The organism is Caballeronia novacaledonica, assembly GCF_900258035.1.
Lineage (GTDB): Bacteria > Pseudomonadota > Gammaproteobacteria > Burkholderiales > Burkholderiaceae > Caballeronia > Caballeronia novacaledonica.
In genome coordinates, this window is sequence record NZ_OGTP01000036.1 from 36,085 (window position 1) to 47,693 (window position 11,609).

12 protein-coding genes are annotated in these 11,609 nt (G+C 65.2%); 9 read left to right on the top strand and 3 right to left on the bottom strand.

The window, feature by feature from the left end; translation table 11 throughout:
• Window positions 1-24 precede the first annotated feature (24 nt).
• Window positions 25-1,821 (bottom strand): autotransporter assembly complex protein TamA, encoded by a 1,797-nt coding sequence (locus NOV72_RS30095; protein WP_106858163.1) that lies wholly within the window; start codon window positions 1,819-1,821, stop codon window positions 25-27.
• 335 nt (window positions 1,822-2,156) lie between these two features.
• Here NOV72_RS30095 and NOV72_RS30105 point away from each other — a divergent pair, with 335 nt between their 5' ends.
• The 4 genes from NOV72_RS30105 to panD all read left to right on the top strand — a co-directional run bounded on the left by NOV72_RS30105 (window position 2,157) and on the right by panD (window position 4,560).
• Window positions 2,157-2,345, top strand: a complete 189-nt coding sequence (locus tag NOV72_RS30105; protein ID WP_181291198.1) for a DUF3460 family protein — start codon at window positions 2,157-2,159, stop codon at window positions 2,343-2,345.
• 86 nt (window positions 2,346-2,431) lie between these two features.
• Window positions 2,432-3,259: a segregation and condensation protein A gene (locus tag NOV72_RS30110; protein WP_106858178.1), complete on the top strand. Its 828-nt coding sequence runs from the start codon at window positions 2,432-2,434 to the stop codon at window positions 3,257-3,259.
• A 70-nt stretch (window positions 3,260-3,329) separates the two neighbouring features.
• The gene (panC, locus tag NOV72_RS30115) at window positions 3,330-4,163 is read left to right on the top strand and encodes a pantoate--beta-alanine ligase (RefSeq protein ID WP_106858166.1); all 834 of its coding nucleotides are present in this window, start codon (window positions 3,330-3,332) and stop codon (window positions 4,161-4,163) included.
• Window positions 4,164-4,173: 10 nt separating this feature from the next.
• On the top strand, window positions 4,174-4,560 hold the full coding sequence (gene panD, locus NOV72_RS30120) for an aspartate 1-decarboxylase (protein ID WP_035508291.1): 387 nt from the start codon (window positions 4,174-4,176) through the stop codon (window positions 4,558-4,560).
• A gap of 51 nt (window positions 4,561-4,611) precedes the next feature.
• Here panD and NOV72_RS30125 read toward each other — a convergent pair whose 3' ends face one another.
• A complete protein-coding gene (locus NOV72_RS30125) occupies window positions 4,612-5,238 on the bottom strand; it encodes a ParA family protein (RefSeq protein ID WP_106858179.1) in 627 nt (208 codons plus the stop codon).
• A 190-nt stretch (window positions 5,239-5,428) separates the two neighbouring features.
• Between NOV72_RS30125 and NOV72_RS30130 the strand changes: the two genes are divergently transcribed.
• On the top strand, window positions 5,429-5,848 hold the full coding sequence (locus tag NOV72_RS30130; RefSeq protein WP_106858180.1) for a PaaI family thioesterase: 420 nt from the start codon (window positions 5,429-5,431) through the stop codon (window positions 5,846-5,848).
• Here NOV72_RS30130 and NOV72_RS30135 read toward each other — a convergent pair.
• A complete protein-coding gene (locus NOV72_RS30135; protein WP_106858167.1) occupies window positions 5,842-7,326 on the bottom strand; it encodes a cobyric acid synthase in 1,485 nt (494 codons plus the stop codon). The genes NOV72_RS30130 and NOV72_RS30135 overlap by 7 nt on opposite strands.
• Before the next feature lie 56 nt (window positions 7,327-7,382).
• Here NOV72_RS30135 and cobU point away from each other — a divergent pair, with 56 nt between their 5' ends.
• From cobU to NOV72_RS30155, 4 genes are read left to right on the top strand one after another with little or no spacing between them, the layout of a single operon-like run.
• The gene (gene cobU, locus NOV72_RS30140) at window positions 7,383-7,931 is read left to right on the top strand and encodes a bifunctional adenosylcobinamide kinase/adenosylcobinamide-phosphate guanylyltransferase (RefSeq protein WP_106858168.1); all 549 of its coding nucleotides are present in this window, start codon (window positions 7,383-7,385) and stop codon (window positions 7,929-7,931) included.
• Between the two features lie 5 nt (window positions 7,932-7,936).
• On the top strand, window positions 7,937-8,878 hold the full coding sequence (cbiB, locus tag NOV72_RS30145; protein WP_106858169.1) for an adenosylcobinamide-phosphate synthase CbiB: 942 nt from the start codon (window positions 7,937-7,939) through the stop codon (window positions 8,876-8,878).
• A gap of 1 nt (window position 8,879) precedes the next feature.
• Complete coding sequence (gene cobD / locus NOV72_RS30150; RefSeq protein WP_181291196.1) at window positions 8,880-9,875, top strand: threonine-phosphate decarboxylase CobD; 996 nt, start codon at window positions 8,880-8,882, stop codon at window positions 9,873-9,875.
• A 38-nt stretch (window positions 9,876-9,913) separates the two neighbouring features.
• Window positions 9,914-10,765: a cobalamin-binding protein gene (locus NOV72_RS30155; protein WP_106858181.1), complete on the top strand. Its 852-nt coding sequence runs from the start codon at window positions 9,914-9,916 to the stop codon at window positions 10,763-10,765.
• The last annotated feature ends 844 nt before the right edge of the window (window positions 10,766-11,609 follow it).

Below are 11,609 nucleotides of genomic sequence, written 5' to 3' on the forward strand. Positions count from 1 at the left end.
TTCCCTTCATCGTTCGCACGCGCATCAGAACGCGATGCCGAGCGTCAGATACGGCTTGATGCTCTTGTTCTTGAGTCCATACGCCACGTCGACGTTCACCGGGCCGACCGGGCTGCGCCAGCGCGCGCCGACGCCCACGCCGGGCTGAAACACGCGCTCGCCCCAGGTGTCGGTCGCGGTGCCGATGTCGAAGAACACCGCGCCGCCCCAGTCGTGCGTGAACCAGTGCTGATATTCGCTGCTGCCCGTCACCATGTATTTGGTCGGCAAAATCGAGCCCGACACATTGTTGCCGATACTCAGATAGCTGTAACCGCGCACCGAATTCGCGCCGCCCGCGCGGAACAGCAGCGACGCGGGCACGCCGCTCGACGGCCCGCTCGTGAACACGCCGCCGAATTCCGCGCGAAACACGAGCAGATCGTTCTTGCCGAGCGGCACGTATTGCAGCGCGTTGGTGTACAGGCGCGCGAACGTCTGATCGGACAGCGCGCCCTTGACGGCAAATCCCGCCTCCGCGCGGATGATGTTGCCGCGCCGCGGAAACAGCGGATCGTCGACGTCGCGGCGCACCCAGCTCCACGCGGGCACGAGCGCGCGCGCCGTCGACGGATTCGGCTCGTTCTGCGTCAGGCGGTCGTCGTAGAAAGTCAGCGAATACGTCGTGTCGATGTTCTGACGCGAGCGCGAACGCTGCACGCCGATGCGCCCGCTATAGATTTTCGTGCTGGAGACGTCGGTGATCGTGTAGGAGCCGAACACGGCGTTCACCCAGCCGTGCGAATCGGGCGGCATCGCCAGTTGCACGCGGCCGTACTGCTGCGTCTGGTCGAGCCGGCCGGAAATCGTGAACGGATACGCCTTTCCGAACGTGTCGAGATAGCTGTATGCGCCCTGGATGTGAAAACCCGTGTCCGTCGCGTAACCCACGCCGTAGCGGATGCTGTTGTACGGATACTCGCTCACCTTCACGTGCAGCGGCGTTTCGACCGGCTTGCTGACGTCGTTGTCCACGTCGATCGCCACGCTCGCGTAGTACGGCGTGTTCTGAATCTGACGCTGCAATTCGTTCACGCGCGCGACGTCGTACACCTCGCCGTCCTGGATCGGGTTCACGTGGTCGATGATCCACGCGGGATAGCGCTTCGGCCCGCTCACGTCGAGCTTGCCGAGCGTGAAGGTCGGACCGCTGTCGAAGGTCACGGAGAGATCGGCGAGATGCGCGCGCGGATTGATGCGCGCCTGCGAGCGCACGATCTTCGCGCCGAGATAACGCTTCGACTGCAGCGCCCTGAGCGCGGCGTTCTTCGCGTCGTCCCAGCCGCTTTGCGTGAAAGGATCGCCTTCGCTGACCGAAAAGGCGAAACGCGCGGCGTTCTCCTGCGCGACGTCCTCGGTGCTCACCGCGCCGGTGAACTGCAGTTGCACCGAGGCGACCTTGGTCCGCGGGCCGAGATCGACGCTCACCTTGACGCTGCGCTTGTCGTCTTCGGTGGTCACGTCGGTGCGCACGACCGGCGTGAAATAGCCTTCGGTCGCGACGAGATCGCGCACGTCCTTCGGCGTCGCGGTGACGAGGAACTGGAACTGGTCGTCGCTCACGTTGTCGCGCTTGGCGAAGCGGGCGATGTCGAGATTGTCCTTGAGCAGCTTCTTCACGCTGCGCGGCGCGTCGACGTCGACGTCGTACTTGGCGAATGCAGGCGCGGCGAAGCCGAACGCGACGAACGCGATGCACGCGACAATCAGGGCCGGCAAGCGCCGCGCGCCTGGCGATTTCACGCGCGACGCGCGCAGCGGATCAAACGAACGCCCCGCCAAACGTGACCTCCGGCATCGGGATGAGTGGGATTGAACGTAAAACGTGCAGCCGACGCGAAGCGGGCGCAGGCGCTATTTCACCACATCGGCATGCGCCGGCGCCGTAAAGCGGCCGCCCTCGCGCCGAGACGTGCGCCGTTGGACGGCGTAACGCCGGCCGGGTTCCGCGAAACCGGCACGCGCGTACGCCTTTCGCGACGCGAAACACCCGCGCGCCGATATGCGTTGCCGCCGCACGCTTGCGGTAAAATTGCGGCGCACGGGCGAAATGCGGGCTGCCGCGTTCGCCGACATCGTCAAAAGAGGCCTCGCGCCTCGTCCCCAACGGAAGCCGGATCATGTATCAGTCGGATATCACCCAGTTCATCAATCAGTTGAAAGAGCAAAAGCCGTCGCTGGAAGAAGAACAGCGCCGCGGCCGCGCGCTCCTGTGGGACAAGCAGCCGATCGACCTCGACGAACGCAGCACGCAGCAGCAGTCGCGCGTGAACCAGACGCCGTACGTCTACTACCAGAACTTCTGAACGTGAGCGCAGCCGGCCACGAGCCGCAATCGTCCGCGCATTCGCCGCACGAGCAAAAGCGCGACGACGCACGGGAAGACCGGACGGTGGCGCTCGCCGCGCCCGCGACCGACTCGACGCCCGACACCATCGACGGCGTCGCGATCGCGCATCTGTACGGCGAGCCGCTCTGGAAGCTGCCTACCGACCTGTACATTCCGCCCGACGCGCTCGAAATTTTTCTCGAAGCGTTCGAAGGCCCGCTCGACCTGCTGCTCTACCTCATCCGCAAGCAGAACTTCAACGTGCTCGACATCCCGATGGCGGATGTCACCGCGCAATATCTCGGCTACGTCGACCAGATCCGCGAATCGAATCTGGAACTCGCGTCGGAATATCTGCTGATGGCGGCCATGCTGATCGAGATCAAGTCGCGCATGCTGCTGCCGGTCAAGAAAGCCGACACCGGCGAGGAAGCCGAAGATCCGCGCGCCGAACTCGTGCGCCGCCTGCTCGAATACGAGCAGATGAAACTCGCCGCGCAGAAGCTCGACCAGTTGCCGCAGCTCGGCCGCGACTTCCTGCGCGCGGACATCTATATCGAGCAGTCCGCCGAGCAGCGTTTTCCCGATGTCGACATGAACGATCTGCGCGCCGCGTGGGCCGACGTCATCAAGCGCGCGAAGCTCGTGCAGCATCACAAGATTTCGCGGGAAGAACTTTCGGTGCGCGAGCACATGAGCGTGATCCTGCGGCGGCTGCAAAGCGCGCGTTTCATGGAGTTCACGGAGTTGTTCGACACCACGCGCGGCGTGCCGGTGGTCGTCGTGAATTTCATCGCGATGCTGGAGCTATCGCGCGAATCGCTGATCGAAATCACGCAGCCCGAGCCTTACGCGCCGATCTACGTGAGACTCGCCTACTCGCCCGCCTAAAATTCGCTTTTCTTTTCCCCAGCCTCGGTGCGACGCTGATTGAAGCCGCCCGCCAGGAGACACCCGCTCGATGAAAGTCATCAGCTCCATCCACGAACTGCGCGACCAGTTGCGCGGCCAGAACCGAACCGCCTTCGTCCCGACGATGGGCAACCTCCACGAAGGCCATCTCTCGCTGATGCGCCTCGCGCGCCAGCACGGCGACCCGGTCGTCGCGAGCATCTTCGTGAACCGACTGCAATTCGGCCCGAACGAAGACTTCGACAAATATCCGCGCACGCTGCAGGACGACATCGAAAAGCTGCAAAAAGAGAACGTCTACGTGCTGTTCGCGCCGACCGAGCGCGACATGTATCCGGAGCCGCAGGAGTATCGCGTGCACCCGCCGCACAATCTCGGCGACATCCTCGAAGGCGAATTCCGCCCCGGCTTCTTCACGGGCGTGTGCACCGTCGTGATGAAGCTGATGTCGTGCGTGCAGCCGCGCGTCGCGGTGTTCGGCAAGAAGGACTATCAGCAGCTCATGATCGTGCGCGCCATGTGCAATCAGTTCGCGCTGCCCACCGAAATCGTCGCGGCGGAAACCGTGCGTGACGCGGACGGCCTCGCGCTGTCGTCGCGCAACCGGTTCTTGTCGGCGGATGAGCGCGCCGAAGCGCCGAAGCTCGCGCAGCAGCTACAGCGCGTGCGCGAAGCGGTGCTGTCGGGCAAGCGCGACATCGCCGCACTCGAACGCGACGCGATGAACGCGCTCGCCGAGCGCGGCTGGAAGCCCGATTACATCAGCGTGCGCAAGCGTTCGAACCTGCTGCCGCCGGGCGAGGCGGACGCGGATGCGCCGCTCGTCGTGCTCGCCGCCGCGAAGCTCGGCACGACGCGCCTCATCGACAATCTGGAAATCTGAAGGAAGCATCATGCAACGCACCATGCTCAAATCGAAAATTCACCGCGCGACGGTCACGCACTGCGAGTTGCACTACGAAGGCTCGTGCGCGATCGACGAGAACCTGCTCGAAGCCGCGAACCTGATGGAAAACGAGCAGATCGACATCTGGAACGTGAACAACGGCGAGCGCCTGACCACGTACGCGATCAAGGGCGAGCGCGGCAGCGGCATGATCTCGCTGAACGGCTCGGCCGCGCGCCGCGCGCAACTGGGCGACCTCGTGATCATCGCGGCGTTCGCGCAGGTCGATGAAGAAGAGATCAAGGCCGGCTGGAAGCCGAATCTCGTGTTCGTCGACGACGACAACCGCATCAAGGGCAGCCGCGATCACGTGCCGACGCAGAACTGGACGTAATCGCCGCTTCCCTGGCACAAGCCGGCGTATTCCTGCGGGACGCCGGCTTTTCTACTTTCTGGACGCCCATTCGACGATCGGCTGCCACTGCTCCAGATCCTTTTCGACGCGGCTCTGCGCCACGTCCCAGATCGTGAGCCCGTGCGCGGCGAGCTGCACGTAGTTCTGCGTATCGCGCAAAAAGCCGAGCACCGGCAGGTCGAGCCCTTCGACGAAGCGATGCAACTGATCCGCCGAGCGCGTGCGCGCATCCACGCGCATGCCGACCACGCCGACTTCGATCGACCCTTTGCGCACGCCCTTTTCCTTCGCGAGCCTGGCGAGAAAGTCCTGCGTCGCGAGGATGTCGAACATCGACGGCTGCAGCGGCACGATCACCTTGTCCGCCAGTTCCAGCGCCAGCGAGAGGCGATTGCCGTGCACGCCGGCGGGCGTATCGACGACGGCTTTCTCCAGACCTTTGGGCGGTTTCGCCGGAGAATCGGTGTCGATGTTCCATTCCTCGATCTTCGGCAGCGTGCCGACGCGCAGCGAGAGCCACGCGTGCGCCGAGCGCTGCTTGTCGAGATCGGCGAGCGCGACCCACTCGCCTTCTGCCGCGAAATGCCCGGCCAGATTGGTTGCGAGCGTGCTTTTGCCCACGCCGCCCTTCGGATTTGCCACTACGATCACGGTCATGAAGTGTCCCGGATTTTGTTGAGTGCGCGCGCATTGCCGCGCGACGCGCACGATTTCGTCTATACAAGACAGGTGCATGATTCGAGCGTTGATATTATCGGCAAAATTGATGCAGGCGGCACGCCATCCGAACGGCCGTGCCGCATTTCCGCCGATATCGGCGTTCATCACCCTCCGACTTCCAACGCCCATGACTCAACTCCGTTCCGATGTCACGCTCGATTTCCTGCGCAACCGTCAAAAAGGCCGCCTGCCCGACCTGCTCGGCGTGCAACTGATTTCGCTCGATCAGGGCGAATTGAGCGGCGAGCTCGCGATCCGTCCGGAACTGCTCGCGCCCAATGGCTTTCTGCACGCGGCGACCGTCGTCGGCCTCGCGGATACGTGCTGCGGTTATGCGTGCATCGCGCATCTGCCGGAGAAGGCGCAGAACTTCACGACGCTCGAACTGAAGAGCAACCACGTGTCGACGGCGCGCGAAGGGAAGATCGTCGCGAAAGCGACGGCCGTGCATCTCGGACGCAGCACGCAGGTGTGGGACGCGACGGTGACGAACGGCGACGGCAAGCTGATCGCGATGTTCCGTTGCACGCAGATGATTCTTTATTGAGCGAAAGCGGCTCGCAGCGCGTCCAGATCGAGCGATTCCGCAAACGAATCCGCGAGACGATCGAGCGATGCCTCGCGCAGCGCCGGGTAATCGAGCGGCTCGGCGTCCTTCACGCCCGCCCACGCGAGCAGCGCGGCGCAGGCGTCGGGCGTATCGAACACGCCGTGCAGATAGGTCGCGGCGATCTGATCGTCGTCGGAAACGGCGCCGTCGAAACGCCCCGTATCCAGCGCGACGAGCGGCCGCGCGAGCGCCGGTCCGTGCGTGACGCCCATGTGGATTTCGTAGCCGCGCACGGGCGCTGGCGTATCGCCGATCGTCAACCGTCCGGCGACGTTCTCAAGCTGCTTGCGCTGCGTGAGCACGGTGGAAAGATCGAGCAATCCGAGCCCGTTTGCGCAACCCGCCGCGCCTTCGACGCCGTCCGGATCGTCGATCGTGCGCCCGAGCATCTGCATGCCGCCGCAGATGCCCAGCACCTTGCCGCCGTAGCGCAGATGCCGATCGATCGCGCGATCCCAGCCGTTCTCGCGCAGCCACGCGAGATCGCGCTGCACGCTCTTCGATCCGGGCAGCACGATGAGATCGGCAGGCGGCGGCGCGATGCCCGCGCGCACATAGCTGAAATCGACCTGACGATGCGCACGCAGCGCGTCGAAATCCGTGTGATTGCTGATGCGCGGCAGCGCGGGAACGATCACCTTCAACGCAGGTGCCGAATCGGACGCAGCGCGCACGTGCGGCTGGCTCGGCAGGATATCTTCGGCGTCGAGCGTGAGGCCATGCAGATACGGCAGCACGCCGAACACCGGCTTGCCCGTTTGCGCGACGAGCCAGTCGAGCCCCGGTTGCAGCAACCCGATATCCCCGCGAAACCGGTTGATGACGAAGCCGCGCACGCGCGCCCGCTCGCTCTCCGACAAACACGCCAGCGTGCCGACGAGATGCGCGAACACGCCGCCGCGATCGATATCGGCGACGAGCACGACCGGGCAATCGACGCGCTCCGCAAAACCCATGTTGGCGATATCGCCGTCGCGCAGATTGATTTCGGCGGGACTGCCCGCGCCTTCGATGATCACCGCATCGAATTCGTCTTGCAGGCGCGCATAGGACGCGAGCACGGCGTCGAACGCGATGCGCTTGTAATCGTGATACGCGCGCGCATCGAGGTTCGCGTGCGCGTGGCCGTGGATGATGACCTGCGCGCCGCGATCGCTCGTCGGCTTGAGCAGCACCGGATTGAAGTCGATGCGCGCCGGCACGCCCGCCGCGACCGCCTGCAGCGCCTGCGCGCGGCCGATCTCGCCGCCGTCGACGGTCACCGCGCTGTTGAGCGCCATGTTCTGCGGCTTGAACGGCGCGACCCGCACGCCGCCGCGCCGCGCGAGGCGGCACAGGCCCGCGACGAGCGTGCTCTTGCCCGCATCGGACGTCGTGCCCTGGATCATCAGCGTGCCGCGTGGCTTGAATGGCATCGGGCGATTCCCATGAAGAACAACGCGCTATCTTAGCCCGTCAGTACAATATCGCGATGACCTCCGATCTCACTTTCATCCTCGGCGGCGCGCGTTCCGGCAAGAGCGCGCACGCCGAACGGCTCGCCGTCGAAAGCGCGATGCCCGTCACGTATATCGCGACCGCGCGCATCGGCGATACCGAGTTCGCCGAACGCGTGCGGCTGCATCGCGAGCGCCGGCCCGCGCACTGGTCGCTGGTCGAAGCGCCGCTCGATCTAGCCGGCGCATTGCGCGAAGCGGATCGCGCCGGGCATTGCGTGCTGATCGACTGCCTCACGCTGTGGCTCGCGAATCTGCTGTTCTCGTCGGCGAGCGCGAGCGAGGAAATCGCCGTCCTGCCCGAGAGCGCGCGCGATGCCTTCGCGCAATTCGACGCGGCGCTCGCCGAAGTGCACGGCAAGGTCATCGTCGTGAGCAATGAAATCGGTCTGGGCGTCGTGCCGCTCGGCTCGGTCACGCGTCTTTATGTCGATGAACTCGGGCGTCTGAATCAGCGCGTCGCCGCCGCGAGCGCGCGCGCGACGCTGATGGTCGCGGGCCTGCCGCTCGCGCTCAAGGGATAAGCGCGATGCTCCTACTCTCCGCCTACGCGATGGCCCTGCTCGCGGTGCTCGGCGTGATCGTCGATCGCATCTTCGGCGAGCCGCGCGCGCGGCATCCGCTCGTCGGCTTCGGCAAGCTCGCGACGCAACTCGAAGCGCGCATGAACACCGGCTTTCGCGCGCGGCCTGCGGGCATCGTCGCGTGGTTCGTGCTGATCGCGCCGCCGGTGGGCATCGCGTGCTTCATCGTCAGCGTGCTGCCGTTCGCGTATGCGTGCTTCGTGCACGTGTTGCTGCTGTGGTTCGCGCTCGGCGCCAAAAGTCTGCGCGAGCACATCGCGCCGATCGCGCGCGCGTTGAGTTTCGGCGATATCGACCATGCACGCGCACTGACTTCGCGCATCGTGTCGCGCGACACGTCGCATGCCGACGAAAACGCGCTCTCGCGCGCCGCCGTGGAATCCGCGCTGGAAAACGGCAACGACGCGATCTTCGGCGCGATCTTCTGGTTCGCGGTCGCGGGCGGTCCGGGCGCGCTGATGTTCCGCCTCGCCAACACGCTCGACGCGATGTGGGGCTATCGCACGCCGCGCTATCTGCGCTTCGGCTGGGCGGCCGCGCGCTTCGACGACGTGCTCAACTTCGTTCCCGCGCGCCTCACGGCGGCGACCTACGCGCTCGCGGGCGACACGCACATGGCGTGGCACTGCTGGCGCACGCAGGCGCGCTCGTGGGACAGTCCGAACGCCGGTCCCGTGATGGCCTCGGGCGCGGGCAGCCTGAACGTGCTGATCGGCGGCGCGGCGGTGTATCACGGCGTCGTCGAAACGCGGCCGACCCTCGGCGCGGGTCACACGGCGAACCCGAAGCATGTGGTCGCGGCGTTGCGGCTCGTCGAGCGCGCGATCCTCATGTGGCTCGTGGCGCTGCTGGTCTTCGCCGCGATCAGCGTCACGACGAGTGGCTGACATGGCGCATCCGATCCTGCACGGCGGCAATCTGCGCGAAGCCGCGCGCCGCTACGCGATTCCTTTCGACGACTGGCTCGATCTATCGACGGGCATCAATCCGCGCGGCTATCCGGTTCCGCCCGTGCCGCCCGACGCATGGCGGCGTCTGCCCGAAGACGACGACGGCCTCGCCGATTGCGCCGCGCGCCATTACGGCGCGCAGTTTGCGTTGCCGGTTGCGGGATCGCAGGCGGCGATCCGCGCACTGCCCGCGCTCTTGCGGCGCGCGACGGCGGGCGTCGCGCCGCTCACCTACGGCGAATACGCGCCGGCGTTCACGCGCGCCGGACACGCCATCGCGCCGCTCGACGTCACCGCGCGCGACTTGCCCGATACGCTCGCTCACGTGATCGTCGCGAATCCGAACAATCCGACGGCGGAGCGCATTCCACGCGAGACGCTGCTGCGCTGGCACGCGCAGCTTGCATCGCGCGGCGGCACGCTGATCGTCGATGAAGCGTTCGCCGATGTCGATCCGGCGTCGTCGCTGGCGAGCGAAACCGCGCGCGAAGGGTTGATCGTGTTGCGCTCCGTCGGCAAGTTCTACGGGCTCGCGGGCATCCGCGCGGGCTTCGTGCTGGCTGCGCCTTCTATCGTCGATGCACTGCGCGATGCGCTCGGCGCATGGACCGTGAGCGGTCCGGCGCGTCATGCGGTCATGGCCGCTTTCGCCGATGTCGGCTGGCAGCGCGAAACGCGCGCACGCCTGCAACGCGACGGCGCCCGCCTCGCCGCGTTGATCGCGAGCCACGGCTTCGACGTGCGCGCCACGCCGCTCTTCGCGTGGACACCGACGCCCAAAGCCGGTGAACTTCAGCACGCGCTCGCGTTGCGCGGCATCTGGACACGCCTCTTCGATATGCCCGGCATGACGCCGAGCCTGCGCATCGGATTGGCGGGCGCGGAAGGCGACTGGGCGCGCCTGTCGCTCGCGCTGCGGGAGATTTGCGCGTGAGGTTGCGCGTCCTGCTCGCGGTGCTCATCGGATGCGTCATGACGCAAGCGCACGCGATCACCGTCACCGACGACAGCGGCGCACCGGTCACGCTCGCAAAACCCGCGGAACGCGTCGTCAGTCTCGCGCCGCACGTGACCGAGTTGCTGTTCGCGGCGGGCGGCGGCGCGCGCATCGTCGGCGCGGTGACGTATAGCGATTATCCGAAGGAAGCGCGGTCGATCGCGCGTGTCGGCGACAACAAGGCGCTCGATCTCGAACGCATCGTTGCGTTGCATCCCGATCTGATCGTCGTGTGGCGGCATGGCAGCGCGGCGCGTCAGATGGATCGGCTGACGGCGCTCGGCGTGCCGATCTTCTTCAGCGAGCCCAAGCATCTCGACGATATCGCCGCGAACATCGACAAGCTGGGCGCGCTGCTCGGCACGCAAGCGGAGGCGCGGGCGCGCTCGGATGCATTCACGCGCGACATTGCGCGACTGCGTGCGCGTTATTCGGCGCGGCCGCCCGTGAGCGTCTTCTATCAGGTCTGGGACGATCCGCTGATGACGCTCAATCGCGACAACGTGTTCGACGAAGTGATCGGGCTTTGCGGCGGCGTGAACGTGTTCGCGGCGGAAAAGCCGCGCGTGCCGACGATATCGACCGAAGCCGTGCTCGCGGCGAATCCCGAGGCGATCGTCACCGCGACGCCCGGCGCGACGCAGCCGGATCGCCCGTTGCCGGCGCTCGATCGATGGAAGCGCTGGACATCGCTGAAGGCGGTGGCTCGGGGCAATCTCTTTGGCATCGACGGCGATCTCATCAATCGGCCGACGCCGCGTCTTGCGCTCGGCGCGGCGGAACTGTGCCGCGATCTGGAAATCGCGCGCGGGCGGCGTGGGGGATAGGTTTGTTTCTTATCGGTCTGTTTGTTCTTGCCCCTTGGGCGGGGCGGCAGGTTTTTTTTCTGCTGAAGAAAGGTTCATCGGGCTTTTTTCGCTAGATCCCGGTTTGTTATTGGTTTATTAGCGTTGCCCCTTGTGCGGGGCGGCAGTTATGTTTTGCTGCTGACGAAAGGTTCATCGGGCTTTTTTCGCCGGATCCCAGTTTGTTATTGGTCTATTAGCGTTGCCCCTGTGCGGGGCGGCAGTCACTTTCTTTGCTGCTGCAAAGAAAGTAACCAAAGAAAGCAGCTTTCCCCATCCAAAGTACCTCACGCCGGCCGCGGCACAGGCGATTGGCTGAATGGCCCGGCTATAGCGAGTGCCCTCACAAAACTCGCGTGGCTTGGATCGCGCACGGTCAGAAACATCGCACCGCTTGCCGGGTTGGTTCAGCATCAAATCGCTCCGGCCCGCTGCGCGGCCGATGGGTCAATCGGGTTTGCGTGCGCTACTTTGCTGATACCGCCATCGAGACGCACCGCCCATGCACACCATCGGTTTCCCTTGCAGACCCGACGGCAGCGCGAAGCGCTGTGCCGAAGCTCTTTCGTGCTGAACCAGCACCCTAAAAACCTCCTAGCTAGTCAGACCGTGCGCGATCCAAGCCCGGTGATTGTGATGAGGACACTCTTTAGGCGAGTGCCACCTTGGAGGAGAAAATTGGCCAAGTTGCGTGTGACAGCGGGCCTGAAAAGCGGCGGATTCAACCGGTCGATGCAACACCTCTGGTTTAATTATCGGGAAAGGGTGTGGGAGCATCGATGAGTCGACAGAGAAAGCCTTGGATGGGCAAAGCGGAGCGGCAGCG